The sequence below is a fragment of the Streptomyces sp. NPDC029836 genome (assembly GCF_055574495.1).
This window is the reverse complement of sequence record NZ_JBVHZI010000001.1, coordinates 137,270-163,766: the sequence shown is the minus strand read 5'-3', so window position 1 is coordinate 163,766 and position 26,497 is coordinate 137,270. Positions and strand designations below refer to the sequence as shown.

Below are 26,497 nucleotides of genomic sequence, written 5' to 3'. Positions count from 1 at the left end.
GTCACCAGCATGTGCCGCATCTACGGCCACTTCGGCGGGGAGCCCGTCGAACGCGACGTCCTGCACGCCGTCGCACGGGCGATGCACCACGGCGGTCCCGACGACCGGACCGTCCACACCGCCGCCACCTGGGCGCTCGGCAACAACCGGCTCGCCGTCCAGGGCATCGACCACGGACGGCAACCCTTCGTCCTCGGCGACATGACGTGCGTGTTCAACGGAGAGATCTACAACCACCGCGAACTGCGCGCCGAACTCGTCGCGGCCGGCCACACCTTCGAGGGCGACTGCGACGGTGACGTCCTGCTGCCCCTGTACGAACGCCACGGGGACGCCTTCGTCGCCCGGCTGGAGGGCATGTTCGCGATCGCCGTCGTCGACCGCCGCGCCGAGCCCTGCCTGAAGCTCTTCAACGACCACGCCGGCATGAAATCCCTGTACTACTACCTGTCCGCCGACGGCCGCCGGCTCTGCTTCGCCTCCGAACTCCAAGCCCTGTCCCGCTTCCCCGACTTCCCCGACGCCCTCCACCCCCTCGCGATCGACCGCTACCTCGGCGGCCGGGCCCTCTGGGGCCCCGACACCGCCTACGCCAAGGTCCACACCATGGTCCCCGGCACGACCCTGCGCTTCGCCGACGGACGGCTCACCCTCACCCGGGCCCCGCTGTCACCCGCCGAACCCGATTGGCCGACCACGGGTCCCGACCTCGGCGCGGCCGCCGAGATCCTCGACGCGACGCTGTGCCACGAACTCACCCGGATGCTCGACGCCGACGTCCCCGTCTGCGTCATCACCAGCGGCGGACTCGACTCCAGCTACACCTCGGCGATCGCCGCCTCCCTCGTACCCGACCTGGCCTCCTTCAACGTCGCCTACCGCGGCGACTGGCCGGCCGACGAACGCCACTTCGCCGCCGAGGCCGCCAGGCACAGCGGCACCCGCCACCACCAGGTCCTGCTCGACCCCGCGGACTTCCCCTCGCTCGTCGACCGCTTCGTCCGTCACCTGGACCAACCGAACAACGCCCCGCACAGCCTCAGCACCTTCGCCCTGTTCGAAGCCATCCACGAGGCCGGGTTCAAGGTCGCCCTCACCGGTGACGGGGCCGACGAACTCTTCGGCGGGTACACCCGCTTCGTCAAGGCCGCCCGCGACGACTCCGCGACCTGGCACCGCGGCTACCAGGACACCATGGCCGCCATCGGCACCAGCACCCTGGAGCGCCTCTACACCCCCGCCCACCGGGCCCACCTCGCCGCGAACGGCGGCCTCTTCGGCGACCGCGTCGGCGACGAACTCGACCGCCGGGCGCGCACCGGGAAACTCGACAAGCTGGAAACGCTGCTGCGCTACGACCAGTTCGAACGGTTCCCGTACTACATCCTGCGCCGCGTCGACCACCTGAGCATGGCCCACTCCGTGGAGGCCAGGATCCCCTTCCTGCAGCCGTCCGTGATGCGCCTCGCCCACGCCCTGCCCACCGCGCTCAAGGTCGTCGGCGACACCGTCAAGGCGCCGGTCTCCGAAGCCGCCCGCCGCTGGGTGCCGCGGAGCGTCATCGACCGGCCCAAGCAGCCCTTCACCCTCCCCATCGCGGCGATGATCAAGCCCGGCGAGGCGCTGCACGAGCTGATCGGCGACACCCTCCTCGCCCCCGGCGCCCGCTACCGCGACCACGTCCGTCAGGACGTCGTCCGGGACCTGTTCCGCATGCAGTCCGAGAACCCGGGCGCGCACACCGCGGAAGTCCTCTGGTCCCTGCTCATGCTCGAAACCTGGCTCTCCGCCAGGAACCTCACCCCGTAGGAGACAGACATGTCCCAGTCCACCCCGCCCATCCGCTCGCTGCTGGCCGGCGTCACCAAGGACGACATCCGCCGCGACCCGTTCCCGCACATCGTGATCAGCGACGCGCTGCCCCAGCCCCTGTACGACGCGCTGGCCGCCTCGATGCCCGACGTCGAGTACATCGGCACGCGGATCGGCAAGGAGATCACGTCCAACGAACGCTACAACTACATGTCCGAACCCATCCTCCGGGACGAGGCGATGGCCCAGGTGTGGAAGGACTTCGTCACCTACCACGCGTCGCCCGAGTTCTACGCCCAGTTCCTCGACCTGTTCCAGGACGACCTGCTCGCCAACCTGCCCGACGCCGAGAAGCAGTGCGGCCCCCTGCGCGACCTGCGCGTCGGCCGCCGCAACCGGGACGGCTTCGACACCCACGACATCCTCATGGACTGCACCGCCGTCATCAACTCGGCCGTCACCGGCCGGCCCTCCGCCTACCGCGGCCCCCACGTCGACAAGCCGTACAAGCTGTTCGGCGGACTCTTCTACATGCGCCTCGCCGAGGACGACGCCATCGGCGGCGACCTCGTCCTCTACAAGTACCGTGAGGGCGCCCACAAGTTCACCACCAGCGCCTCCGAGTACGGCGACAACCGGTTCGACATCGATCCGCGCTACGTCGAGGAGGTCGCCACCGTCCCGTACCGGAGCAACACGCTCGTGATGTACCCCATCAACCCGCTGGCCCTGCACGGTGTGTCGGTGCGCAGCCTCACCCCGCACCAGCGGCGCTTCGTCGCCCTCGTCGGTGATCTCCAGAACCCGCTCTTCGACCTTGCGCTCTGAGGTGCCCCCCTTGATTCCCTTCGACCAGCGAACCGGCCACATCTGGCTCGACGGCCGCCTCGTGGACTGGGCCGACGCCACGCTCCACGTCCTCACCCACGGCCTGCACTACGCCAGCAGCGTCTTCGAAGGCGTCCGCGTCTACGGCGGCGCCCCCTTCATGCTCCGCGAACACCTCGCGCGGCTGCGGACCTCGGCGCGGATCCTCGACTTCGACCTCGAACACGACGAGGAGACCCTCCACCGGGCCACCCTCGACGTCATCGCCAAGGCCGGCATCACCGAGGGCTACGTCCGTGTCAACGCCTGGCGCGGCTCCGAGGTCATCCAGACGGCCGCGCTGCGGACCTCGGTCCACACCTCCGTGGCCGCGTGGGAGATCCCGGCGGGCTACTACGCGGCGGCCGACGCCCTCCGTACGGGCATCTCCCTCGTCACCGCCGAGTACCGCAGGCCCTCCCCGCGCCACGCCCCGGTAAAGAGCAAGGCCGCCGGCAACTACATGATCGGCACGATCAGCAAGAACCACGCCCTGCGGGCCGGCTTCGACGACGCCCTGCTCCTCGACGACGAGGACCACATCGTCGAGGCCACCGGCGCCCACGTCTTCTTCACCCGGGGCGGCGTCCTCCTCACCCCGACCACGCGGTGCACCATCGACGGCATCACCCGGGCGTGCGTCCTGGCGATCGCCGACCACGAGGGCATCCCGTACGAGATCGGCGACCTGGACGCGGGCTTCCCGGCCGAGGCCGACGGCGCCTTCATCTGCGGCACGGCCTGCGAGATCCTTCCCGTCGCCCGCATCGACGACCACCACTACGACCTGAGCGGAAACGACGTGATCGGACGGCTCATCACCGGCTACCACGACCTGATCGCAGGCCGGAGCCAGGTGAAGGTGCCGAACGCATGGGGGCGGTAACCGCCCTGGAGAAGCTGCTGCCGGTGGTCCTGGCCTTCGGCTGCGGCGTCCTCCTCGCACGACGCAAGGTCGTACCGGCCGAAAGCTCCAAGGTCTTCGCCGACTACGCCTTCCTCTTCGCGGTGCCCTGCTACCTGTTCGGGAACATCTACGCGAGCGACCTGGCCGCCCTCTTCGACTGGCGGGCCATCGGCGGCTACGCGGCCACCGCCGCCTGCGCGGTGGTCGTCGTGGGCACCGCGGCCCGGTTGTTCGGCGTCCTGGACCCCCGGGGCGTCGCCCTGCGCATCATGGCGGGCGTCCAGGTGAACACCGCGTACTTCGCCGTACCGGTCTTCATCATGCTCTTCGGCAACGCGGCGCCGATCTTTCCGGTGCTGCTGTTCCAGGTCTGCGTGCTCTCGCTCGTCGTCATCTCGATCATGGAGCTGGGCCGGCCGGAGCGCACCGGCGGGCCCGGCGCGCGCCTGGCCCGGGCCGTCGGCGCCTCGCTGGTGACGCCCGTCGTCCTCGCCTGCAACGCGGGCATCCTGCTGAACCTGCTCTCGGTGCACCTGCCGCGGGCGGTCCTGGACGGCTTCGCGTTCGTCGGCGACAGCGCCTCCCCGGTGGCCCTGTTCGCGCTCGGCCTGCACCTGGGCGGCGCCGGCCTCAGGCTGCGCGGGACCACGCCGGAAGAAATGTGGCTCGTCGCCTTCAAGTGCCTGGTCTTCCCCCTCATGGCGTGGGCGGTGTGCCGCTACGTCTTCGGCGTCGAGGGGGACTGGCTCGCCTACCTGGTGCTGATCGCCGCGATGCCGGCCCCGCAGAACCTCTTCATCTTCGCGCAGCGCTACGACGTCGACGTGGCCCTGTCGGCGGAACTCGTCGTCAAGAGCTCCCTCGCGTCGCTGCTCGTGCTGCCCCTGTGGGTGCAGTGGACCGTCCACTTCGGCTGAGGCCGCGGCGGCCGGTCCCGTCCCGACGCGTCCTCCCCGCCCGCGCGGTCCCTTCCCCTTCACCTTCCCCTTCACCTTCACCACCATCCGAAAGGTGGGCCCGACCGTGACCCAGACAGTACGGACCAGCCGGATCACCGTCCGGCAGACAGCCGGACACATAGGCGCCGAGATCTCCGGCGTGGACCTGCGGGAGGATCTCGACGACGCCACCGTCGCCGAGATCCGCCGGGCCGTGCTGACGCACCGCGTCGTCTTCTTCCGCGGCCAGCACCTCGACCACGCCCGCCACGTCGCCTTCGGCCGCCGCTTCGGCGCCCTAACCCGCCGCCCCGGCAAGAAGCACGGCGTCTCGCCCGACGGTTTCCCCGAGATCCTCACGGTGGACGCCAAGGCGGACGTCGAGCGGTACGGGAAGAACTTCGAGGAGCACTACCGGCGCAAGTGGGTCTCGCCCATCGCCGGCTGGCACAGCGACCTCACCCAGGCGGTCAACCCGCCCGACCTGTCCATCCTGCGCGCCGAGACCACCCCGCCGTTCGGCGGCGACACCCAGTGGACCAACACCGTCGCCGCCTACGAGGCCCTCTCGCCGCAGCTGCGCGACCTCGTGGACACCCTCAGGGCCGAGCACGCCTTCTTCACCGGCGTCCACCTGCGCCACTCCGACGCCCGTGACCGGGAGATCCTCGACATCTACTGCCAGGACCCGCAGGCCGCCGTCCACCCCGTGGTCCGCGTGCACCCCGAGACGGGGGAGCGGGCGCTGTTCGTCAGCCCCGGGTCCACCACCCGGATCGTCGGGTTCAGCGAGATCGAGAGCCGCCACCTGCTTGACCTGCTGTTCCAGCACATGACCAGCACCGAGTACACGGTGCGCTTCCGCTGGGAGCCGGGCAGCATCGCCTTCTGGGACAACCGGAGCACCTGCCACTTCGCCCCCACCGACTTCGGCCACCTCGACGTCGACCGCGTCATGCACCGGGTGACCGTCCTCGGGGAGCCCGCCACCGGCCCGGACGGGTTCACCTCGCAGCTCGTCGCGGGGGACCGGCTGGAAGCCTGGTAGCGCTCCGCGGCGGGCCGGCTCAGGGCAGCCGCAACCGTACGGCGAGGGCGGCGACGTCGTCGTCGAGGCGTCCTCGGCTGTAGCGGAGGAGGTCGCGGTGCAGGGCCGTGAGCAGCTCGCGGGGCGCCGCCGGGGGTTGCCCGCGCATCCAGGCCGCCAGCGGGAAGAACTCGCCGTCGCGGGCGCGGGCCTCGGCGATCCCGTCGGTGTACAGGAGCAGCAGGTCACCGGGCGCGAAGTCGAACGTGTCCACGTTGTAGTGATCGCCGATCAGTTCCGCGAGGCTGAGCAGGGGCGAGGGAACGGCCGACTCCAGGACGCGGAGCCGGCTGCTGTGCAGGAGCAGTGGCGGGGGGTGTCCGCAGTTGAGGATGCCGATGCGCCCGCCCTCGTGCGGGATCTCGACGAGGAGGGCGGTGGCGAAGCGCTCCATCGGGCCTTCCGGGGGGAAGGCGGAGTTGTAGCGGGTGCTGCTGGCGTCCATCCTGCGTGCGACGTCGACCATGTCGGCCTCGCCGTAGGCGGCCTCCCGGAAGGCGTTGACGATCGCCGCGGCCGCCCCCACCGCCGGCAGCCCCTTGCCCCGCACGTCACCGATGAGCAGCCGGACCCCGTACGGCGTGTCGACGACCTCGTAGAAGTCCCCGCCGATCCGGGCCTCCGCGGCGGCCGCGAGGTACAGGGACTCGATCTCGATGTTGCGGAACCGGCGCGGTAGGGGGCTCAGCACCACCTGCTGCGCCGCTTCGGCGACGAGCCGCACCTGAAAGAGGGTGCGCTCCCGCTGGAGCCGCAGGTGGCTTCCGTACGCGGCGGCCACGGTGACCGCGACGATGCCGGCGGCCGTCCACCACGTGCCCAGGTCGGGGAAGACCATGCCCAGGCCGATCATCAGGCACAGGCACACCGTGCCGAGCAGGACGGTGGGCAGGACCGGCCACATCGCGGCCGCGAGGGCCGGCGCCGCCGGCAGGAGGCGGCTGAAGGCCATCTCCGGCGGGGTGGCGTAGGCCAGGCTCGCGATCACGATGGTCAGCATGATCGGAGACAACCGCACGAGCGTCCCCCGGCCGTAGCGCCGACGGGGCCGCGGCCGTCCAGACTCGATCACCCTCCCACCATAGGTGCGGGGTGCTGCCGCGGCCTCCGGTGGAGGGGGCTCGGGCCCACCCCCGCCCTTGAGGGGAACGCACGTTCGATGGGCGGGGGGTGATGGGACTCAGGCGACCCGTCGGGCCGCCTCCAGGGCGGCCTTGACCTGCTGGGCCACGCGGGCCGCGTCCTCGGGGTCGTTCACCACGTCCGTGTGGCTCATGTCGACGACGAGGACCTCGCTCGCCGAGTAGTGGCCGTGCACCCATTCGTCGTAGCCGGACCACAGGGTCCGGTAGTACTCGACGAGGCCCGCGTCCTGCTCGAAGTCGCGCCCCCGCAACCCGATGCGGTGCAGGACCGTCTCGAAGTCGGCCTTGAGGTAGACCATGAGGTCGGGTGCCTTGCGGTACGGCAGGCCGTCGATCTCGCGCATCATCTCGTCGAGCAGCCCCTCGTACACCCGCATCTCCAGGGAGCTGATGCGGCCCAGGTCGTGGTTGACCTTGGCGAAGTACCAGTCCTCGTAGATGGACCGGTCGAGGACGTTGTCGCCCTGCTTGTACGCCTCCTTGATCGAGGCGAACCGGGTCCGCAGGAAGTGCAGCTGGAGGAGGAAGGGGTAGCGCTTGGCCTGGATCTCCTCAGGGCTCGCCGTGTAGAAGAGCGGGAGGATCGGGTTGTCCTCCACGCTCTCGTAGAAGACCCGGCTGCCCAGCTCCTTGGCGAGCAGCTCGGCCACGCTGGTCTTGCCGATGCCGATCATGCCTCCGACGCAGATCACTGGCATACCTCACTTCTCCCGGGGGTCTTCGATTCGCCGGCGGGTGGGTGGCTCGGTCGCACCACGTCACCGGGAGGCATGCCGGCGGTCACTCGATTCCCCAAGATCTTCATGACCGGTGTCACGGGTCTGTCGTCCGGATCGACGAGCCACCGTCCCGCGGCCGCCATGAATCATAAATGACGACCCGACCCGGGCGGCCCGGGCGCAGGACCACCGGCCGTGCGGCGCCCGGCGTCCGCCCGCCCCGGCGGCGGCCCGCCCTTTCCCCGGGGCGCGAACCGGGCGCCTCTCGAACCCGGAAAACCCCGGTTCCTTGATCAAGAATTCCATTCGAACGCGGGTGTTGTGACGCGTGTCTGCGTTCGATACGATCGCAACCCTCAACGGCCGTACGTCCACATATCAACGGGGGGTATTGTGGGTTCGTTCGTGTCAGCAATACCCTCAGGGCGGGATTCCTGATGGGGGAGGCCGAGGAGAAATTACAACCCTCCGGCCCTTTATTACCCGAAGTTCATGACCGGGCCGGCTCCCCGTTGCGCAGTCGGGATTTCCTGTTCTTCTGGATCGCCGGAGCCGTCGACGGTCTCGGCACCTGCGCCTCCTCCCTCTTCCTTCCGCTGATCCTGCTCGGCGCCGGATATTCGGCCGGCCTCGCCGGCCTCGTCGCGTCGGTGGCACTCGTCAGCGGACTGGTGGTCTCGCCGGTCGCGGGAGTGTTCGCCGACCGGTGGCCCCGCAAGCCGATGATGTACACGGCGGCCCTGGTCGCGGTGGGCGCCATGGGATCGGTGTTCGTGGCCGTGGCCCTCGGGCACGTCGTCCTGGTCCACGTCCTCGTCGCCGCCGCCGTCGAGCAGGCGGCCAGCGCCGCCTACGGGGCGGCGGCCTCCGGGACCATCCGCCGGCTGGTGCCGCCCGAGGGGTACACCCGGGCCATCGGCTACCTCCAGGCACGGGACCAGGCGGTGCAGATCGTCGGGCCGACCCTGGGCGGCGTGCTCTACCAACTCTCGCGCTGGGTGCCGCTCCTCGCGGACGCCGTGTCGTTCCTGTTGGTCGCGCTGCTGAGCAGGGCGATCCGTACGGACCTGACACCCGAACGGGAGGGCCCGGCGGCGCCGTTCACCCGTGAACTCGCCGAAGGACTGCGCTTCGTGTGCGCCGAACCCTTCCTGCGCTTCGTCGTGGTGTGGACGGCCGGGATCAACGCGCTCCTCGGCGCGCTCTACTTCCACGCGGTGTTCGCCTCCCACGCCCGGGGCGCCGACCCCGCCTCGATCGGGCTCATCCTCACCCTGGCCGGCGTCGGCGGACTGCTGGGCGCGCTCGCCGCCCCGTGGCTGGTCCGACGGGTCCCGGCCGCCCGGATCGTGACGGCCGCGTCGTGGGCCATGGTGCCGACGGCGGCCGGGCTCGCCTTCGCCTCGCGGACCTGGGCCTACGGCCTGCTGCTCGGCGGGGTGTCGCTGATCGTGCCGTCCGTGGCGGTCGTGCTCCAGACCCGGGCGGTACTGGTCACCCCCGACCGGCTGCTGGCCCGCATGGGCACGGTCCTGGGCACCGCCGGCCAGAGCGTCGCGGTGCTCGCCCCGGTCGCGGCCGGTGTCCTGGTCGCGGCGTACGGGGGCCGCGCCGTCGCCCTGGGCTGCGCGGGCGCGTTCGCCGGGCTGGCGCTGTACGCGACCTCACGAGCCGGCCTCGTCGTCCGGGAGGCGCCGTGACCCGGACCCGCCCGCCGGGGGCCACGCGAACGTACGGCGTCTACCGGCCGGTGCTGCCGGTCACCAGCCCCCGCAACCCGGACCGGATGGTGTACACGGGGGACGCCGACGGCCGGTGCGAGATCTTCACGTGGGACCGCTCCGTCGGCACCGCGAGACAGCTGACGGACCGTCCGCACGGCACCCTGCTGTGCGCCATCGACGACGACGAGGCCGTCTGGTGGTTCGACGAGGACCGGGACGGCAGCGGCGGCTGGCGCACCCAGGACTTCGACGGCGGCCCCGACCGCCCCGCCCTGCACGGCGTCCCCACCGGGCGGCCCGCCGGGCTGGCGCTGGCCGCCGGGGGCGCGGTCGCGGTCGGCATCCGGGGTCCCGAGGGATTCGGCGTCCACCTGGGGCGGCGCGGCGGCGCCGCGACACAGGTCCTGCGCACGACGGAACCCGGGACGCTGTGCGACCTGGCCCCGGACGGGGCCCTGTTGGCGGTTTCCGGACCCGCGCACTCCACCCGCGCGGTGACCCTGCTGGCGCCGGACGGGACCACCGTCGCGGTGCTCTCCGGCGCCGAGGAACGCACCTGGGCGCTCGGCTTCGCACCGGCGCGCGCCCCGCTGTCCGGCACACCGCCGTTACCCGGTACGGCACTGTTACCCGGTACGCCACTGTTACCGGGCACGTCACTGATGCCGGCCACGGCACTGTTACCGGGTACGCCACCGTTACCCGGTTCGGGGCCCTTGCCCGGCCCCGCCCCGACGCCCGGCAGCCCCCTGCTGCTCGTCCTGCGGGAGCGGGCCGGCCGCTACCACCTCGGCACCTGGGCCCCCGACCGGGGGCTGGAACTGCTGCCCTGGTGCTCGTTCGACACCGAGACGACCGCCCGCTGGTACCCCGGACCGGGCGGCGCGCGGATCCTGGTCCGGCAGGACCGGCACGGCCGCAGCCGGCTGTTCACCGCCGACCTGGACCGCGCTGAACTGACCCCGGTGCCCACCCCGGAGGGCAGCATCCTGGACGCGGCCCCCGCCGCCGACGGTGACGTGCACTTCATCTGGACCGACGCCGTGAACGTGCCGCGCGCGCTGTCCCTGTCGGGCACCCCGCTCCCCGGGCAGAGCCAGTGGCGCCTTCCCCGGTTCGGCCGCCGCCAGGACCTGTGGACCCCCGGGCCCGACGGCCCGCTGCACACCCTGGTCACCACCCCCGCCGACCGCCCCGCCCCGCACCCGCTGGTCCTCCTCGTCCACGGCGGCCCCGCCGACCACGACCGCGACGCCTACGACCCCATGGTGCAGGCCCTCGTCGGCTCGGGGTACGCCGTGGCCCGCGTCAACTACCGCGGCTCGACCGGCTACGGGCCGCGCTGGCGCTCAGCCCACTCCGAGGGCGTCGGCCACACCCAGGTCGCCGACCTGGTGCGGGCCCGGGCCGAACTCCTGGACCGGGGCATCGGACGCGAGGGAGCCGTGGGCCTGTGCGGCACCTCCTGGGGCGGCTACCTCACGCTGCTCGCCATGGGAACCCGTCCGGACCTGTGGGACGTCGGGGTGGCCGTCAAGCCGCTCGCCGACTGCGCCACCGCCTTCCGGCACTCCACGCCCGCCCTCCAGGCGCTGGACAGCGCGCTGTTCGGCGGTACCCCGGACCAGGTGCCCGAGGCCTACGCCCACGCCTCGCCGTCCACGTACGCGGCCGCCATCCGCTCCCCGTTGCTGGTCGTCGCCGCGCGGCGGGACGCCAAGTGCCCGCCGGAACAGGTCGAGGCGTACCTGGACGTGCTGCGCGCGGCCGGGGTGGCCCACGAGCTGATGTGGCTGGACTCCGGCCACGACGGCTACGACGGCGCCGACCACCTGGCCGTGATCACGCGGTCCCTCAGATTTCTCGGTCGCGGGCTGCCCCAGGCACCCGTGCGGGCCGAGCCGTCCCCGCACCCGGAGAGGAGGTGAACAGCATGCAGAAGGACATCATCCACGGCGACCCGCTGGAGGGCGACGAGGAGAGCCGCAAGCCCGGCGTCGGTGTCGTCGTCTACCTCCGCTCCGCGGAGGAGATGGAGGACGAGGACAAGTAGTCCGGCGGCCACCGGCCGCCCAGCACCAAGGTGCCGGTCCCGCGCTCCACGCGGGACCGGCACCCACCCGGCCGGGGCGCCCGAAGGCTCCCGGCCGGGTGCCTTGCCGATGACCGTTTCCGCGTACTGCTCCCATGAGAAGAGGCCGGCCATGCGCGTACTCCTGGTGAACATGCCCTGGGCCCCGATCGATCTCCCGTCGCTGGCTCTCGGAATTCTCAAGCGCAGCGTGGACGAGCGCGTTCCGAACGCCACGGCGGACGTTCTCCACGCCAATATCGAATATGTGGACTGGATCACCAAGAACACGGAATTCACCTTGGAGGACTACTCCTATTACGCGCTCGGTTCCTATTTCCTGGGATGCGGCGACTGGGTCTTCTCCTCCGCCCTTTACGAAGACCCCGAGTGGCGGGTCGAAGAATTCACCGAGGCGATGCGGACCCGGGTGCGCGGGCCCCGCATGGAGATGACGAAGGCGCTGCACGAGACCGCGCCCGATTTCGTCAGGCACATCGCCGAGCGCATCGTCGAACTCGCGCCGGACGTGGTCGGATTCACCTCGACGTTCCAGCAGAACACGGCCGCCCTGGCCGCCGCCAAGTACGTCAAACGGCTCGCCCCACACATCGTGACGGCCATGGGCGGCGCCAACTGCGACGGCAAGCAGGGCGAGAGCGTCCACCGCAACTTCCCCTTCGTCGACCACGTCCTGCGCGGCGAGGGCGAGGTGTCGTTCCCCGCGCTGCTCCGGGCCCTGGACGCCGGGGAGCCGCTGTCCGAGGTACCCGGGCTGTGCTGGCGCGACGCCGACGGCACCTCCGTGGTCAACGCGATGAGCACGAAACCGCTGCCGCCCGCCTCCATCCTGCCGCCCGACTACTCCGGCTACTTCGAGCGGCTCGCCTCCTCCCACGCCCGGCACTGGGTCGAGCCCAAGCTGGTGGTCGAGGGCGCGCGGGGCTGCTGGTGGGGCGAGAAGCACCACTGCACCTTCTGCGGACTCAACGGATCCTTCATGCAGTTCCGCAGCAAGAGCCCGGACGTGTTCTACGAGGAGATCATCGAACTCGCCCGCAAGCACCGGGTCCTGGACATGTACGTCGTCGACAACATCCTGGACATGGGGTACGTGAAGACGGTGCTGCCGCGCATCATCGACAGCGGGTTCGACCTGCGCATGCACATCGAGATCAAGTCCAACATGCGCCGGGGCCAGCTCCAGACCCTCGCCGACGCCGGCCTGATCTTCGTCCAACCGGGCATCGAGAGCCTCAACAGCCGGGTGCTGACCCTGATGGACAAGGGCGTGACCGGCGGCCAGAACGTCCGGATGCTCCGCGACGCCGCCACCGTCGGCCTCTCCGTCGCCTGGAACTACCTGCACGGCTTCCCCGGCGAGGACGTCGAGGACTACACCGACGTGGTGGCCCAGATGGCCGCGCTGGAACACCTCAACCCACCGGTGGGACCGTCCTCCCGGATCGCCATCGAGCGGTTCAGCCCCTACTTCAACAACCCCGGTCTCGGGTTCTCCGAACTGCGCGCCGCCGAACCGTACCGGCTCACCTACGACCTCCCCGACGCCGAGATGTTCGACCTGGCGTACGTCTTCGACGTGCCACCGCGCGGGATCGGGGAGGACGTCGTCGACCGCCTCGACGAAGCCATCTCGCACTGGAGGCGCAACTACGCGGGCAGCCGGCTCACGCACTGCGACCTGGAGGACCGGATCGTCCTCGTCAGCAAGCGCCGCGCCTTCGACTGGACGCACCTGGAACTGACCGACCCGTTCGAGCTGGCCCTGTTCCGGCTGCTCGACCAGCCGCACACGGTGAAGGCGGCCGCGCGCAAACTGCACGAGGCCCACGCCGTGGGCGAGGACGCCCTGCGGCGGGTACTGGCGCGGTGGCGGGCCCTCGGGGTGGTCTTCGAGGACAGCGGCCAGTTCGTGCAGATCGCGCCGCCCGCGCTCAACGAGGAGTTCCTGCGGATCGACTTCATGCGGCACACCTCGGCCCGCGACACCGAACTCGCCGCGACGACCGCCTGACACCCGCCGGACAAGAGGGACGACGATGACTCCAGCACTCACCGGTACCGCGCCCTTCACGGTGACCGCCTCACGTGACTACGACCCCGAGGTGGGCGCGCTGCCCAGCATGTACCTGGGCCGCTACGAGATCGACCTCACCGGCGGTGAGGCCGCCCGCCGGCTCTTCGCCGCCGGGGCCCGGCACGTCACGCTCCCGCGCCCGGTCGACGTGACGGACACCGCCGACGCCGCCTGGACGGTCCGCGCGCTCAGCTTCGTGGGCGACCTCTCCAGCCTGGCCATCTCGGTGGATTGGCAGCTCCACACCGGCCCGGACCCCGACGCCTGGCGCCACTACGGCCACCTCCACCCGCCGACCGCCGTCCTCGGCACCGCCGACCCGGCGGCGACGGCGCTCGCCTGGCGCACCGCGTACTACATCTGCAAATGCGTCTTCCGGTACGGCCCCGGGTTCATCCAGGTGCGCGACCGGCGCTACGGCGAACTGCGCCGCTTCACCATCGACGAACCGGACTACCACGAGGCCATCACGGCCCTCACCGACGGCGCCCGCGTCGACGCCGTCCCGGGGCCGGTCCTCGACGACCTGATGGGCGAGACCCTCGCCCTTCGCTTCGGCGACCACCTGTGGTGGGCTCCCTACCGGGTCCGCCGCTGGTCGGAGGCACCACTGGTGATCTGACGCCCGCCCGGCGCCGGCGCCCCGAACACCGCCGGACCCCGGCGGTGTTCCACGCCCGCGCCCGCGGCCCGCCCCCGTCCCGCGCCGGCGCCCCGCCCGACACCGGGGACCGATCGCCGGGCGCCGGCGTGCGCCGGCCGTGGGGCCACCGCATCCGGTATCGCGTCGCGGTGCTTAAGGTGACCCCCATGTCTGTCACTTTGAGCTCGGGAAGAGCCGCCGCCGCTCTTCGTACGTCGGCACGCGTCAGTGCCGAGTCGTTGGTGGTGCTGGCCATGGCGGCGGTCACCCTCTGGATCCTCGGCCGGATGTGGTCGGTGGTCTGGCCGCTCATAGTCGCCCTGTTCCTCACCACCTTGACCTGGCCCCTGGCCGCCTTCCTGCGGCGGCGCGGATGGCGGCCCGCGCTCGCCGCGAGCGCGGTGACGCTGCTGTTCCTCCTCGTGGCGGCGGGCATCGTCGCGCTGATCGCCGTCCCCGTGGCCTCCCAGTCGGGCGAGTTGGTGGAGGGCGTGCGCCAGGGCATCCAACAACTGCGCGAATGGGCCGCCGGACCCCCGTTGAACATCGGCGACGACCAGCTCACCGGCGCCTTCGACGCCGCGATCGGCCGCCTCCAGAACAGCGTCGGCAGCGCGGTCTCCACCGTCGTCACCGGGGTCAGCACCGTCTTCAACGGGCTGGTCACCGCGGTCCTGGCGTTGTTCCTGATGTTCTTCTTCCTCAAGGACGGCCCGCGCTTCCTGCCGTGGCTCACCCGCCAGCTCCCCGGCCGGTTCGCCACCGACGTCCCGGTCGTGGCCTCGCGCGGTTGGGAGACGCTGGGATCGTTCGTGCGCTCCCAGGCGTTCGTCGGGCTCCTCGACGCCGTGTTCATCGGCCTCGGCCTGTGGATCGTGGGCGTGCCCCTGGTGCTTCCCCTGGCGGTACTGACCTTCGTGTCCGCGTTCGTACCGATCGTCGGCGCCCTGTTCGCCGGCCTGGTGGCGGTGCTCATCGCACTCGTGTCGAACGGGCTGACGGACGCGCTGATCGTGCTGGCGATCATCATCGTGGTGCAGCAGCTCGAAGGGAACGTGTTCCAGCCCATGATCCAGAGCCGCGGCCTGGGCCTGCACGCGGCCGTGGTCCTGCTGGCCGTCACGTTGGGCGGCAGCCTGGCCGGCGTCGTGGGCAGCCTGCTCGCGGTGCCGGCGGCCGCGCTCATCGCGGTCTTCTGGAACTACCTGCGCGAGCAGCTCACCGAAGCCGAACCGCCCACGGCGGAGCCGGCGCCGGCGGGCTGAGCCGCCGTCGGGGGAACCGGCTCCGGCCCCCGGCTCAGGGACTCCAGCACGCGAAGCCCCCCGTACGAAGGGCCCCGGCCACCCGGCCGGGGCCCTTCGCCGTTCCCGGCGCGGGCTCCCGATGCCACCGAGCCTCGTTCCGTCCGGCCCGCCCCGCCCCTCGCGGGAGCCGGCAACAGCACCGAACGCGCAGACGACACGGACACGACCGCGCAGCGACAGGGCGCCCCCTACGAGACCAGTTGCCACGGCGTCACGCCGCAGCCGGGGAAGGCCGAGACCCGACAGCCGCCATACCCGCCGGGTCCACGGGGTGTTGGGCCCGCGGGACGGGGTAGGCGCGCCACACCGCCCCCAGTGGAGGAGGACCCCGCATGCCGGCCCGGCTCGTCCCCGCGTACGGAGTACAGCCCGGACACGACACCCTGCTCGCCGGCCGCTACCGACTCCGAGCGGCCATCGGATCCGGCGGCACGGCCGACGTCTTCCGGGGCACGGACGAGGTGCTGCGGCGCGACGTGGCCGTCAAGGTGCTGCGCGCCGGCCCGGACACGGCCACCGTCGACCGCTTCTGCGACGAGGCCCGCACCCTGGCCCGGCTGTCCCACCGGGCGCTCGTGACGGTCTACGACGCGGGTCGTCACGGCGCCGGCGCCTTCATGGTCACGGAGTTGATCGACGGCGGCACCCTGCGCTCCCGCATAGAGGACGGCGGCCTCAGCACCGCCCAGGCCACCCGGCTCGGCGCCGAAATCGCCTCGGCCCTGGACCACGTCCACTCGCGCGGCATCATCCACCACGACGTGACGCCCTCCAACGTCCTCCTCCGCGAGGGCGCGGCCCCCTGCCTGGCCGACTTCGGACTGGCCCGGGCCGTGGACGACCGGCCCCGCGACGAGCCCGGAACCCTCGTCGGCACCCTCGCCTACATGGCCCCCGAACAACTCCTGGGCCGGTGTGCGACCACGGCGAGCGACGTCTACGCCTTCGGCCTGACCCTCCTCGAAGCACTCACCGGCCGGCGAGAGTACCGGGGGACACCCATGGAGGTCGGTACCGCCCACCTCCTGCACCCGCCGCGGGTCCCCGCCGGGCTCCCGGGCGAGCTGGGCCGGCTGCTCAGGGCGATGACGGACCGGGACCCCCAGGCACGCCCCGACGCCGCCGGCGTCCATCGCGGCCTGCGGGATCTGGTGGCCGCGCCCGCCTCCCGCACCACCGCCTCCCGCACCGCCGTCCCGCACGCCGCCGGCACGGACGCCGCCGGCACGAACGGGACCCGCGCCGGCACCCCCACGCACCGGACGGCGTCCCCCGCGGCCGCCCGCCCCCACGCGCGGCCCGTGCCCGGGGCGCGCAAGCCCGCGGGCCACCGACGCGCGACCGCCCTCGGCCTCGTGGCGGCGACCGTCGTCGGCGCCTGCGCCCTGCTCACGGGCGGGGCTCCGGCGGGGGACGGCACGCTCCCCGACGCGACGCCCCGCCACCGCCCGCCCGCCGCCCCGGAGGCGGCCGGGGCGGCCGACCGCGTCACCTTCCACACACCCGACGGCGCACCGTAGGGCCCGCGGCCCCGACGCCCGCGCGCGCCCGGCGCCGCGTGCGCGAGGTCGAGTACTCCGTCCGCGCGACGCCTGCTTGACGCCGTGGGCGCGGGGTAGGCGGTGGGCGATCAGAGCAGCCCCTGTGTGTCAGGAGAGTGACCCCCGATGACGGACGACGCCTACTTGTTCCTCGCGACCCCCGACTTCGGCTGGCAGGGGACGCCCTTGGCCCTCGTCGGACCGTTGGAGTGCTTGGACACCCCCGCCGTGCAGGCCTGGTTCACCGCCCAGAACGTCAGCCCCGCGTCCCCCGAGGTCCACGTGGTTCCCCCGGAGCAGACCGGCCTGATCCCCGAGGGCGCCGAGCGGCTCCCGGTCCCGCTGGGCGCCGAGGAGCTGGAACGGGTCCGTCGCGCCGTGGCGACGGAGACCGTGGCGAACGTCGAGGAGGACCTCCTCGCGTTCCGCGACAGCGAGGACAACCGGGACGAGCTGCTGCGCCGCGCGCTCGCCGCCGGTGTACCGGCCCACCGGATCGTCGAACTCTCCGGAGTGGACCCCAACACCCTCTCCACCGTCTCCCACAGCTGAACGGGGTACCGCCGGCCCCGGGGGCGACCCGGGCCGGCGGTCGCGGTGAGGTGCCGGAGGCCGGATCGGCCCTCAGTGCACCGACCGGGCAGGCGTACGGGGGCCGGGACGGGACCGGTCCGAACGGACGTCAGAACGTGATCACTTGATGACGCATCAGGTCTGCGATTGGCCGTTTCTAGGCCCGTATTAACCGGTGCGGGCTGTCCTTACCGCAAGGTCACATGGCGAACCCGAACTGACTATGCTCCCCGATGTGTTGCGCTGCGCTCACAGCGAGTCATGGACGCCGTGGGTGCTGCGGAAGGACCGTGGCCGCACGGGGGAGTGACATCGGCGCGCTCCCGGGGCGACCCGTCGGGACGCATCGACCGCGTGTACGAGCGCGGGTGGAGTCCGTTGTCCCTTTCGGCGCATCGCATCACCTCAGTCCGCTCATATCAGACCGGTAGGGGACCTTGATGGTTCGTGCAGGCGCAATTTCCAGATCCCGGCCCACCGCAGTCGTCCGGGAATGGCTGCTTCCGCCCGGAGTCCTGGCCGCGGCCACCGCGATGGCGTTGCTCCTTACCCCTGCCCACATATGGACGACGGTCGCCTGGTGCGGAGTCGCCGCGATCCTCCTGACGGTCATCACCTCGGCCGAGACCGTGCGCCGCCTGCGCTCCGCCGAGGTGGCCCGCCGGGCACAGGCACGCGCCGACGCGGAAGCCCAGTACGGGCAACGCGAGGCCGCGTTGCTCGGGCGCCTCGCGGACCAGCGGGCGACCACCGTCTGGCTCGCCGAGCAACTGCTCCCGGCCGCGGTCGCCCGGCTGCAGAAGGGCGATTCGGCGTCCGAGATCCTCCAGGCCGTCAGCTTCGGGAGCCATCTGGACGCCGAGTTCACCGAAGCGCTCGAAGGGGCGCTCCAGACGCTCCTGGAAGCGGTGGAGGCCGAGGAGAACACGCGGGACGCCTCCCAGCGCGCCCTGGTCGCGGTAGCCCGCAGGGTCCAGTCGATCGTGCACCAACTCGCCAGGGACCTGCGGTCCATGCAGATCATGCACGGTACGGACATCATCGTCTCCCGGGGCCTGCAGGACATCGACCACCGCAACGCGCTGATCGGCCGCCTCGCCGCCAGCATCGCGGTGCTGGGCGACGCCCGCCCCGGACGCCAGTGGTCGAAACCGATCCCGCTCTACGACGTTCTGCGCGGCGCCATGTCACGCATCGTGGACTACCCCCGCGTACGGCTCCAGGCGGTGGCCGAAGTGGCGGTGGTCGGCCCGGGCGCGGAGCCCCTGATCCACCTGCTCGCCGAACTCCTCGACAACGCGACGACGTTCTCCCCGCCGCACACCCCGGTGGAGGTCACCGCGAGCGAGGTGCCCTCCGGCATCGCGATCGAGATCGAGGACCGCGGCGTCGGACTCACCGAGGAGGTCCGCGAACACGTCGAAGGCGTCATGGCACGGGCCGTCTCGGGCATCAACCTGGCGGGCTTGGGCGAGGTCACGCAGCTCGGCCTGCCCGTGGTCAGCAGGCTGGCCCACGAGCACGGCTGCGAGGTCGACCTGCGCACCTCCGCCTACGGCGGCGTACGGGCCGTCGTGCTCGTGCCCAGGCGGCTGATCACCACCGTGCCGCCGTCCGCCATCCGCAGGCCCCAGGAACCCGTGCGCAAGCGCCAGGGCGGCCCCGCGCTGTCGCGCCCGATGCCGGTGCGCGACGCCGCGGCCGATGCCGCCGAGGTCAAGAAGACCGTGGGCGGTCTCCCGCAACGACGGCGCGAGTCACCCGTACCGACCCCGGTCGTCATGGCCGCCCCCACACCCCCCGTCGCTCCGGTCATCTCCTGGGGCGCCTCCGGCCCCGCCCGTCAGCCGGGGCTGATGTGGGAGGCGTTCAACGGCGAGAGGCGATCGGGCGCCGAACCTTCCACTTCCCCCAGCGAGCCGTCAGATGAGGTTGAGTAACATGCAGCCACTGCCCAACATGGACTGGATGCTCAAGGAGCTCGTGGGCGGTGTTCCTTACGTGCGGCACGTGGTCGTCCTGTCGTCGGACGGCCTGTGCATCGGGCAGGCGAACACGGTGCCCGACACCGCCGACGCCCTCGCCGCCGCCTGCTCCGGCATCCAGAGCCTGGCCCGGGCCGTCGCGCAGATGTTCCCGCACGGGGACGGCTCGACGCGGATGGTCGGCATCGAGGCCGACGGCGGCTACTTCTCCTTGATGGCGGCCGGCCCCGGAGCCGCTCTCGCGGTGCTGGCCGACGAGGAGGTGGACGCCGGACTGCTCGGTGACCGCATGCGGACGCTGGTGGTCCGGATCGGTCAGCACATGACCAGCCCGCCCCGTGAGGACGTCGGGCAGGCGATGTGACATCAGAGAATCAGAATCCGTGGGATGAGGGCACCCCCGTTCCGTTGTACGTCATCACCGGCGGCCCGGCCTCCGCGGCGAAGACCTTCGACCTGGTCACCCTCATCGCGGCGAGATCCGAGCCCGACCCCTCGATGCAGCCCGAACAGGCGGCGATCCTCTCGCTGTGCAACTACCCGCTCTCGGTGGCCGAGCTGTCGGCGTACCTCGGCCTCCCGTTCAGCGTCGTCACCGTACTGCTGTCCAAACTCGTCGAAGAAGAGCGGCTCGAAGCCATCGCACCCGTACCGGTGGCTGCCTTCCCCGAACGCGGCCTGCTGGAGGCGGTGATCCATGGACTACGCAAACTCTGAAGCACTCGGCGCCGCCCGGCGGGACGCGGGCATGCTGCTCTCCCACGGCGCCAGGGGAGTCAAGGTGGTGGTCGTCGGCGGCTTCGGGGTGGGCAAGACGACCATGGTCGGCGCGGTGAGCGAGATCCCGCCGCTGACCACCGAGGAGACCATGACGCAGGCGGGCGTCGGCATCGACCACAACCCCGGCGTCTCGGGGAAGAACACCACGACCGTCGCCCTCGACTTCGGCCGGATCAGCATCAACCAGGAGTTGATCCTCTACCTGTTCGGCACCCCCGGACAGGAGAGGTTCTGGTTCCTGTGGAACGGCATCTTCGAAGGCGCCCTCGGCGCCGTGGTCCTCGTCGACACCCGCACCATCGAGGTCTCCTTCGAGGTCATCACCCGTCTCGAAGACCGCCGCGTCCCGTTCGTCGTCGTCGTCAACACCTTCCCGGAGGCCCCCCAGTACCCCCTGCCCGACCTGCGCACCGCCCTGGCCCTCAGCGACTCCGTACCCATCGTCACCTGTGACGCACGGGACCGGGCGTCCTGCCGCGACGCCCTGCTCTCGCTGATGGTCTACCTGTGCAACCTCGCCGCCGCCCAGGAGACCGCATGACCTTCCCACCCGTTGAACACACCACCGAGTACGGCGGTTCGGTCCCGCCCCCCGGCTGCCCGGCCCACACCGCCACGGGACCCGACGGAGCCACCCGCCTCTACGGGCCCGCCGCGGAGACGGACCCCATGGGCCTGTACGAGGAACTGCGGGCCACGCACGGCCCCGTGGCGCCCGTCCTGCTCGACGGGGACGTCCGCGCCTGGCTCGTCCTCGGCTACCAGGAGAACCGGGACGTGGCCAGCCGCCCCACCCAGTTCTCCCGCGACCCCCGCGTGTGGCACGGCTGGCGGAGCGGGGAGATCGACCCCGCCACCTCCCCCCTCGTCCCGATGATCGGCTGGCGCCCCGACTGCGTCTGCGCGGACGGCGAGGAACACCAACGCCTGCGCGGCGCGGTCACGGCCGGCCTGAGCCAGTTCGACCACCGCGGGGTCCGCCGGCACATCACCCGCTTCTCCCACCAGGTGATCGACACGTTCAGCGAGAGCGGCGAGGCGGAACTGGTCGGCCAGTTCACCGAGCACGTCCCCATGCTGACCCTCACTCACCTGCTCGGCATGTCGGACGAGGACGGCCCCGGGCTCGTGCACGCCGCCCGTGACCTCTTCAAGGCCACCGAAACCTCGCTGGCCAGCAACGCCTACGTGCTGCGGAGCCTGGAACGGCTCGTCATCGCCAAGCGGACCCGCCCGGGCCAGGACATCGCCTCCGCGCTGCTCGCCCACCCCGCCCGCCTCACGGACGAGGAGGTCCAGCACCACCTGCGCCTCATCCTGCTCGCCGGGTACGAGACGACCGCGAACCTCATGTCCAACGTCCTGCGCATGGTCGTCACCGACCCGCGGTTCCGCGGTTCGCTGGCGGGCGGCCAGATGACCCTCCCGGAAGCCGTGGAACAGGTGCTCTGGGACGAGCCGCCCCTGATGGTGTGCCCGGGCCGCTGGGCCAACGGCGACACCGTCGTCGGCGGCCGGCAGATCAGGGCGGGGGACATGCTCCTGCTGGGGCTGGCCGCGGGGAACGTGGACCAGTCGATCCGCAGGGACCCCTCGACCCCCGTGCACCACAACCGCGCGCACCTGGCCTTCAGCGCCGGCCCCCACGAGTGCCCCGGTCAGGACATCGGCCGCATCATCGCCGACACGGGCATCGACATCCTGCTGACCCGGCTGCCCGACATCGCCCTCGCCGTCCCCGAGGAGGCCCTCACCTGGCGCTCCTCCACCTGGGCCCGGCACCTGACGGCGCTGCCCGTCACCTTCGCGCCCCGCGCCCCGAGGCCGCAGGACGCCCCGGCCCCGCTGCCGGCCGCTCCCGTCCGCAGTGCCGGCACGCCCCCCGCGGCGCCGCCGCGACCCGTGGCCGACCCGGTCGTCTCGCACCGGCTCCCGTCCCCCGCCCCCTGGTGGGAGCGCCTCACCCGCTGGGTACGGGGGCGGTAGGCGCGACGGCCCCGGTACCGGCGCGGAACGCGGGGGAGGGGTGCCGAAGTCCATCGGCACCCCTCCGCCGCCGGCCGGGCGGCCCTCATGCGGAGCAGGGCTCGTCCGTGGAGGCGTACCGGGGCGCCCCCGTGTACCAGGCGTGCAGACCGGAGAGGAAGCCGCAGGCGCCCCCGAGCCACCTGTCCAGCTCGGCCCGCTCCTCGCGGTGCAGTCCGACCCGTTGGACGAGCTGGGCGAGGTCGGTCCGTCGGAGGTGTTCGAAGTCCCGCAGTCGGGCGTTGACCAGGTTCAGGGCGCCGGGCACGGCCTCGTGCAGACCGATGCCCAGGGACGAACCGACCACCACGACCAGGTTGTTGACGTCGCGTTCCTCGTGCACCTCCCGCTCGTAGGACGCGAGGTCGTTGGCCAGCCCCATGAAGTCCATGAAGGCGTCGAGCAGGGCGCGGACGGTCCGGCTGTGCCGTATCTGCTCGGGTATTCGCGCTCCGGTGGCCAACTCGACGGAGTAGGGCGCGGTGTGCGCGGCGAAGCTGTCGCGCCGGAAGGCGGGGTAGTCGATCAGATGCGGCACCCGGCCGCTGAGACTGTTCGCGAGTTCCTCGACTCCCGCGTCGACGTACCGGACGAGGTGCTGGTTGAACGCGCGCCGCCAGTGCGCCAGTCCCGGCGGGAACAGGCACTGCTGAAGGTCCGCGATGCCGCGCTCGACGGCGTTCGTCGGTTCCGGCAGCCGAGCCCCCGGCTCCGGTCGCAGGAACTCGTGGAGCCGGGCGGTGAACACCACCGCGCCGGCGAGGTCGCCCGTCTGCTTGAAGGTGGTGGCGAAGTGGTCGTCCCAGGCCAGGGCCCACACGTTGAAGCGGTGATTGAGCCGCAGGTCGGCGAGCGAGGCGTCGGGGAGGGTCCAGGCGGTCAACTGGTCGACGGTCATGGCGTGGAACTTGGGCCGGCTCCAGATCGGGCGCGCGGGCGACGGCCCGTCGCGGCCTTCCAACATGCCCATCTCGCGCGCCCAGGACTCGTTCTCCGCGTGCAGGGCCGGCAGGTGCGGATTGACTCGCAGCGGATAGGGCATCCACAGCTGGGGGAGCTCCACGGTACGCACGGTCATGGGGACCAGACTCCTTCTCTCTCCGGCCCGCACGGCTCTGCGGACCACCGCACGGGCGGCCGACCGGCGGGGCCGGGTCGCCCGGGCGTTCTCACCTGGCTGCTGGAACCGGAGCACGCCCTTCGGGCGGCACGGCGGAGGGATGCGGGACGCCCTACTTGTGCCCGCAAGTGGTCGAAACGTCCCTTCTTGAGGCCGGATCGTGTCGATCCTGAAGCTCTCCACCCCTGCCCGCCGCGAACGACCGGCAACCCCACAACCGTGCCTGACCTGCGGTCAGGACGTGCTCAGCGCCCGAACGGAACGAATTCCCCAGGCGAGACTTTTCGGACATCCGCACGTTCCGCCCTGCGGGCGTGCAGGGTGTGCGCGCCGAGGGGGAGGGGCGTGTGGCCGACGAGCCACAGGCCGCAGCCCGCCGGCAGCCGGGCGTAGTGGTCGGCGGTGCGTTCCCGGCCCCCGTGTTGCACATCATGTGGACGTCCCAGGCGGTGGCGAGCGAGGGAGAGCCGTCCGCCGGCAACAGGCGCTCGACGATCAGGAGGTCGGCGTCCGGTGGCATCGCGTCGGCGCAGTACCGCAGGATGTCGCGGCACCGCTCGTCGTCCCAGTCGTGCAGGACCCGGGTGAGCAGGTAGACGTCACCGCCCGGCGGGACGTCCGCGAAGTCGCCGGCCGGGATGCCGCTGGACGCGATCGCCCGACCGACGGCCTCCTCGTTGCCGTAGGCGGCGCGGTGTCCAACGACCGGTAGCCGGCGGCGAGCGCGTCGCCGACGGCCCGCTCGGTCTCCTCGGGCGGGATCCGGTACACGCCGAAGCCGAGGACGGGCATCTCGACGCCGCTGTTCAGGGTGACGTTCTGCATGTGGGGGTCCTGGTCCTTGTCAACGGCGTGGATGGGCGGGCAACGCGGTGACGGGCGGGCAACGCGGTGACGGGTGAGCGATGCGATGACGGGTGGGCAACGCGGTGACGCGTGGGCAACGCGGTGGCGGAAGCCGACGCGCTCCGCCGAGGGGTCCCTCGCCGTCCGCACGGTTCCGTACCCGTCCACCCCTAACCGTTTGTGGGACGCCGCCTCCCGGCCGGTACTCCACGCGGGTCGGCCGGTACCACCGAGCCGCGCCCGCGCCGGCTCCCTGATGTGCCCGGCGCGACGCAAGGGATCTCCCCGCTGTTCACCGCCGTCGCCGACCCCCGAGGCTGTGGCCAGTCCCGAACGGGGCCATCGGCCGACCCGGCGCCGACCGGCCCCACGGGACACCGCGCCCGCGACCCACCAGGTCGGCGCGCGGTGTCGCGGAGCGGCCGTCGCCGCCGACCCGAGCGGTGCGGTCCTCCGGCTTCCCACCCCGGTGCCCTCCACACCGGCCCCCTTCGCGAAAGGGAAAGACCCCCATGCGCTCCGTACGAAATCAGCACGTCCTCACGGGAGTTGTCGCCGCCACCGTCCTGATGGCACTCGGGGCGCTCCCCGCCCACGCCGGCTCCTCCCCGGGCACGGTGCCACCGGCTCCGGCGGCGTCCGTGCCGGCCGACGTACGGGCCGCGATGGCCCGCGACCTCGGCCTGTCCGAGGAAGGTGTCCGCGGTCGGATAGCCGCCGAGCAGGCGGCCGAACGGGTCGCCACGGCCGTCCGGGCCACGGTGGGCGACCGTGTCCCGGGAGTCTGGTTCGACGCCGTCGACGGCCGGTTGCACGCCGCGGTCACCACCCCCGCCGACGCCGACGCGGTCCGCCGCGCGGGAGCCGTCGCCGAGCAGGTCGACCACTCCGCGGACCAACTCGACACCGTCGCCCGGCAGATCGGCGCATGGGCCCGGAACGCACCGGGCCTCCTCTCCTGGGGCACCGACGTCCGCTCCAACCGGGTCGCGGTCGTCCTCGACCCCACCCGCGCCACCACCGCGCTCCGGAACCGCCTCGCCGGCGTCGAAGACCTGGTGGACGTCACCGAGTCCACGGACGGCCCGCGCCAGCAGGGCGGCAACGTCGTCGGCGGGGAGAAGTGGGTGCCCGGCAGCGAGAGCCCCTGCTCGATCGGCTTCCCCGTCACCCGTACCAGCGGCGGCACCAAGGCCTTCCTGACCGCCGGTCACTGCACCAACGACGTGGGCCAGGCCGCCTACGGCAAGGACGGCACCCGCGTCGGAACCTCCAACAGGAACGGCACGGGCAGCGTCAACGCCGCGGAGGGCGACTTCGGCATCGTCGACGTCGACCAGGCGGGCTGGGAACTCGCCCCGACCGTGTCCGGCTGGGGCAAGGGCGACGTCACCCTCACGGGGACGGCCGAAGCCGTGGTCGGCACCGCCGTCTGCCGGTCCGGCCAGACCACCGGCTTCCAGTGCGGCGAGGTCACCAAGATCAACCAGAGCGTCGACTACGGCAACGTCGTCATCAACGGCCTCTCCTACTCCAGTGCCTGCTCCGCCGGCGGGGACTCCGGCGGCAGCTACGTGACCGCGACCGGCGGCAAGGCCGTCGGCCTGCACTCCGGCGGCGGAAGCGCCACGTGCAGCAGCGGGAGCGGTGAGAAGTTCACCATCTTCCAGCCCGTCAACGAAGCCCTCGCCACGTTCGGCGCCGGCCTGGCCACCTCCACGCCGCAGCCCGGCGGGGTCACCGTCGCCGCCGTCTCCGCGAAATCCCACCCCACGGGCAGCCCCGTCGAGCTGAGGAACAGCGCCGAGGGCGGAACGGCCCCCTACACCTGGTCGGCGACCGGCCTCCCGGCGGGCCTGTCCATCGCCCCGGCGACCGGCACCGTCTCGGGAACCCCGACCACCGCGGGCACCCACCCGGTCACCGTCACCGCCACCGACAGCGCCGGCAAGAAGGGCAGCGCCTCCTTCACCTGGACCATCACCTCCACCGGGTCGGGCGCCCCGACCCTCACCGGGCCCGGCAACCAGAACCTCTACGTCGGACGCCCCGTCAACCTGCCGCTGAGCGCCACCGGCGGGACCACTCCGTACACCTTCACCGCGAGCAACCTGCCCGCCGGCCTCACGCTCCAGGCGACCACCGGAGTCATCTCCGGGACCCCCACCGGATGGGGCTTTCGCAACGTGACCCTGACGGTCACCGACGCGGCAGGCAAGAAGTCGACGGTCACGGCCGCCTTCACCGTCTGGTCCTGACCGCCGAGAGCGGCCCGCGGTCCCGCCGGTGGGGACGGGACCGCGGGCCCG

21 protein-coding genes and 2 pseudogenes are annotated in these 26,497 nt (G+C 72.0%); 18 read left to right on the top strand and 5 right to left on the bottom strand.

The features are described 5' to 3' along the window. The first annotated feature begins 9 nt into the window (after positions 1-9). The 5 genes from asnB to ACZ4XJ_RS00775 all read left to right on the top strand — a co-directional run bounded on the left by asnB (position 10) and on the right by ACZ4XJ_RS00775 (position 5,572). Positions 10-1,809, top strand: coding sequence for an asparagine synthase (glutamine-hydrolyzing) (gene asnB, locus ACZ4XJ_RS00795; protein ID WP_468494807.1), 1,800 nt, complete (start codon positions 10-12; stop codon positions 1,807-1,809). Positions 1,810-1,818: 9 nt separating this feature from the next. Beyond that, the gene (locus tag ACZ4XJ_RS00790; RefSeq protein WP_362875497.1) at positions 1,819-2,640 is read left to right on the top strand and encodes a hypothetical protein; all 822 of its coding nucleotides are present in this window, start codon (positions 1,819-1,821) and stop codon (positions 2,638-2,640) included. 10 nt (positions 2,641-2,650) lie between these two features. After that, positions 2,651-3,565, top strand: coding sequence for an aminotransferase class IV (locus tag ACZ4XJ_RS00785; protein ID WP_362875496.1), 915 nt, complete (start codon positions 2,651-2,653; stop codon positions 3,563-3,565). After that, positions 3,553-4,503, top strand: coding sequence for an AEC family transporter (locus tag ACZ4XJ_RS00780; RefSeq protein WP_468494806.1), 951 nt, complete (start codon positions 3,553-3,555; stop codon positions 4,501-4,503). The genes ACZ4XJ_RS00785 and ACZ4XJ_RS00780 overlap by 13 nt, the downstream gene beginning before the upstream one ends. Positions 4,504-4,609: 106 nt before the next feature. Beyond that, entirely contained in the window at positions 4,610-5,572 is a 963-nt protein-coding gene (locus tag ACZ4XJ_RS00775; protein WP_362875494.1) for a TauD/TfdA dioxygenase family protein, read from the top strand. 19 nt (positions 5,573-5,591) lie between these two features. On the opposite strand, the gene ACZ4XJ_RS00770 is transcribed toward ACZ4XJ_RS00775, so the two are convergent. After that, entirely contained in the window at positions 5,592-6,611 is a 1,020-nt protein-coding gene (locus ACZ4XJ_RS00770) for a PP2C family protein-serine/threonine phosphatase (protein WP_362875493.1), read from the bottom strand. Between the two features lie 180 nt (positions 6,612-6,791). Beyond that, positions 6,792-7,454, bottom strand: coding sequence for a deoxynucleoside kinase (locus tag ACZ4XJ_RS00765; RefSeq protein WP_362875492.1), 663 nt, complete (start codon positions 7,452-7,454; stop codon positions 6,792-6,794). 458 nt (positions 7,455-7,912) lie between these two features. Here ACZ4XJ_RS00765 and ACZ4XJ_RS00760 point away from each other — a divergent pair, with 458 nt between their 5' ends. From ACZ4XJ_RS00760 to ACZ4XJ_RS00705, 12 genes are all read left to right on the top strand, one after another. Then, positions 7,913-9,175, top strand: a complete 1,263-nt coding sequence (locus ACZ4XJ_RS00760; RefSeq protein ID WP_468494805.1) for an MFS transporter — start codon at positions 7,913-7,915, stop codon at positions 9,173-9,175. Next, positions 9,172-11,127, top strand: a complete 1,956-nt coding sequence (locus ACZ4XJ_RS00755) for a S9 family peptidase (RefSeq protein ID WP_468494804.1) — start codon at positions 9,172-9,174, stop codon at positions 11,125-11,127. The genes ACZ4XJ_RS00760 and ACZ4XJ_RS00755 overlap by 4 nt, the downstream gene beginning before the upstream one ends. 276 nt (positions 11,128-11,403) lie before the next feature. Beyond that, a complete protein-coding gene (locus ACZ4XJ_RS00750) occupies positions 11,404-13,305 on the top strand; it encodes a RiPP maturation radical SAM C-methyltransferase (protein ID WP_468494803.1) in 1,902 nt (633 codons plus the stop codon). A gap of 25 nt (positions 13,306-13,330) precedes the next feature. After that, positions 13,331-13,990 carry a DUF5825 family protein gene (locus tag ACZ4XJ_RS00745; protein WP_362875488.1) on the top strand — a complete coding sequence of 220 codons (660 nt, stop codon included), beginning with the start codon at positions 13,331-13,333 and terminating at the stop codon, positions 13,988-13,990. 188 nt (positions 13,991-14,178) lie between these two features. After that, positions 14,179-15,276, top strand: coding sequence for an AI-2E family transporter (locus ACZ4XJ_RS00740; RefSeq protein WP_362875487.1), 1,098 nt, complete (start codon positions 14,179-14,181; stop codon positions 15,274-15,276). Between the two features lie 374 nt (positions 15,277-15,650). Next, positions 15,651-16,838, top strand: coding sequence for a serine/threonine-protein kinase (locus ACZ4XJ_RS00735; protein WP_468494802.1), 1,188 nt, complete (start codon positions 15,651-15,653; stop codon positions 16,836-16,838). A 147-nt stretch (positions 16,839-16,985) separates the two neighbouring features. Continuing rightward, on the top strand, positions 16,986-17,411 hold the full coding sequence (locus ACZ4XJ_RS00730) for a DUF6003 family protein (protein ID WP_362875485.1): 426 nt from the start codon (positions 16,986-16,988) through the stop codon (positions 17,409-17,411). 554 nt (positions 17,412-17,965) lie between these two features. Then, on the top strand, positions 17,966-19,372 hold the full coding sequence (locus ACZ4XJ_RS00725; RefSeq protein ID WP_468494801.1) for an ATP-binding protein: 1,407 nt from the start codon (positions 17,966-17,968) through the stop codon (positions 19,370-19,372). 1 nt (position 19,373) lies between these two features. Beyond that, positions 19,374-19,781: a roadblock/LC7 domain-containing protein gene (locus ACZ4XJ_RS00720; protein WP_362875483.1), complete on the top strand. Its 408-nt coding sequence runs from the start codon at positions 19,374-19,376 to the stop codon at positions 19,779-19,781. Then, the gene (locus ACZ4XJ_RS00715; RefSeq protein ID WP_362875482.1) at positions 19,778-20,134 is read left to right on the top strand and encodes a DUF742 domain-containing protein; all 357 of its coding nucleotides are present in this window, start codon (positions 19,778-19,780) and stop codon (positions 20,132-20,134) included. Before ACZ4XJ_RS00720 ends, ACZ4XJ_RS00715 begins: the two co-directional genes overlap by 4 nt. After that, positions 20,115-20,738 carry a GTP-binding protein gene (locus tag ACZ4XJ_RS00710; protein WP_362875481.1) on the top strand — a complete coding sequence of 208 codons (624 nt, stop codon included), beginning with the start codon at positions 20,115-20,117 and terminating at the stop codon, positions 20,736-20,738. The genes ACZ4XJ_RS00715 and ACZ4XJ_RS00710 overlap by 20 nt, the downstream gene beginning before the upstream one ends. Next, on the top strand, positions 20,735-22,183 hold the full coding sequence (locus ACZ4XJ_RS00705; RefSeq protein WP_362875480.1) for a cytochrome P450: 1,449 nt from the start codon (positions 20,735-20,737) through the stop codon (positions 22,181-22,183). Before ACZ4XJ_RS00710 ends, ACZ4XJ_RS00705 begins: the two co-directional genes overlap by 4 nt. Positions 22,184-22,268: 85 nt before the next feature. Here the strand turns inward: ACZ4XJ_RS00705 and ACZ4XJ_RS00700 are convergent, their stop codons facing one another. The 3 genes and pseudogenes from ACZ4XJ_RS00700 to ACZ4XJ_RS00690 form a co-directional block, all read right to left on the bottom strand. Further along, the gene (locus ACZ4XJ_RS00700; protein ID WP_468494800.1) at positions 22,269-23,300 is read right to left on the bottom strand and encodes a terpene synthase family protein; all 1,032 of its coding nucleotides are present in this window, start codon (positions 23,298-23,300) and stop codon (positions 22,269-22,271) included. A 287-nt stretch (positions 23,301-23,587) separates the two neighbouring features. After that, positions 23,588-23,976: pseudogene (locus ACZ4XJ_RS00695) on the bottom strand (methyltransferase); the annotation flags it as partial. After that, positions 23,977-24,167 (bottom strand): annotated as a pseudogene (locus ACZ4XJ_RS00690) (aldo/keto reductase); the annotation flags it as partial. It lies immediately after the preceding pseudogene. 533 nt (positions 24,168-24,700) lie between these two features. On the opposite strand from ACZ4XJ_RS00690, the gene ACZ4XJ_RS00685 reads away from it, so the two are divergent. Next, positions 24,701-26,446, top strand: coding sequence for a putative Ig domain-containing protein (locus ACZ4XJ_RS00685; RefSeq protein ID WP_468494799.1), 1,746 nt, complete (start codon positions 24,701-24,703; stop codon positions 26,444-26,446). The last annotated feature ends 51 nt before the right edge of the window (positions 26,447-26,497 follow it).

Excerpts from the sequence above, each read along its gene's own strand:
- asnB (WP_468494807.1), top strand. The coding sequence starts at position 10 with ATGTGCCGCATCTACGGCCACTTCGGCGGGGAGCCCGTCGAACGCGAC.
- ACZ4XJ_RS00790 (WP_362875497.1), top strand. The coding sequence starts at position 1,819 with ATGTCCCAGTCCACCCCGCCCATCCGCTCGCTGCTGGCCGGCGTCACC.
- ACZ4XJ_RS00780 (WP_468494806.1), top strand. The coding sequence starts at position 3,553 with ATGGGGGCGGTAACCGCCCTGGAGAAGCTGCTGCCGGTGGTCCTGGCC.
- ACZ4XJ_RS00770 (WP_362875493.1), bottom strand. The coding sequence starts at position 6,611 with ATGCTGACCATCGTGATCGCGAGCCTGGCCTACGCCACCCCGCCGGAG.
- ACZ4XJ_RS00765 (WP_362875492.1), bottom strand. The coding sequence starts at position 7,454 with ATGCCAGTGATCTGCGTCGGAGGCATGATCGGCATCGGCAAGACCAGC.
- ACZ4XJ_RS00760 (WP_468494805.1), top strand. The coding sequence starts at position 7,913 with ATGGGGGAGGCCGAGGAGAAATTACAACCCTCCGGCCCTTTATTACCC.
- ACZ4XJ_RS00750 (WP_468494803.1), top strand. The coding sequence starts at position 11,404 with ATGCGCGTACTCCTGGTGAACATGCCCTGGGCCCCGATCGATCTCCCG.
- ACZ4XJ_RS00745 (WP_362875488.1), top strand. The coding sequence starts at position 13,331 with ATGACTCCAGCACTCACCGGTACCGCGCCCTTCACGGTGACCGCCTCA.
- ACZ4XJ_RS00740 (WP_362875487.1), top strand. The coding sequence starts at position 14,179 with ATGTCTGTCACTTTGAGCTCGGGAAGAGCCGCCGCCGCTCTTCGTACG.
- ACZ4XJ_RS00735 (WP_468494802.1), top strand. The coding sequence starts at position 15,651 with ATGCCGGCCCGGCTCGTCCCCGCGTACGGAGTACAGCCCGGACACGAC.
- ACZ4XJ_RS00730 (WP_362875485.1), top strand. The coding sequence starts at position 16,986 with ATGACGGACGACGCCTACTTGTTCCTCGCGACCCCCGACTTCGGCTGG.
- ACZ4XJ_RS00725 (WP_468494801.1), top strand. The coding sequence starts at position 17,966 with ATGGCGTTGCTCCTTACCCCTGCCCACATATGGACGACGGTCGCCTGG.
- ACZ4XJ_RS00720 (WP_362875483.1), top strand. The coding sequence starts at position 19,374 with ATGCAGCCACTGCCCAACATGGACTGGATGCTCAAGGAGCTCGTGGGC.
- ACZ4XJ_RS00710 (WP_362875481.1), top strand. The coding sequence starts at position 20,115 with ATGGACTACGCAAACTCTGAAGCACTCGGCGCCGCCCGGCGGGACGCG.
- ACZ4XJ_RS00705 (WP_362875480.1), top strand. The coding sequence starts at position 20,735 with ATGACCTTCCCACCCGTTGAACACACCACCGAGTACGGCGGTTCGGTC.
- ACZ4XJ_RS00700 (WP_468494800.1), bottom strand. The coding sequence starts at position 23,300 with ATGACCGTGCGTACCGTGGAGCTCCCCCAGCTGTGGATGCCCTATCCG.
- ACZ4XJ_RS00685 (WP_468494799.1), top strand. The coding sequence starts at position 24,701 with ATGCGCTCCGTACGAAATCAGCACGTCCTCACGGGAGTTGTCGCCGCC.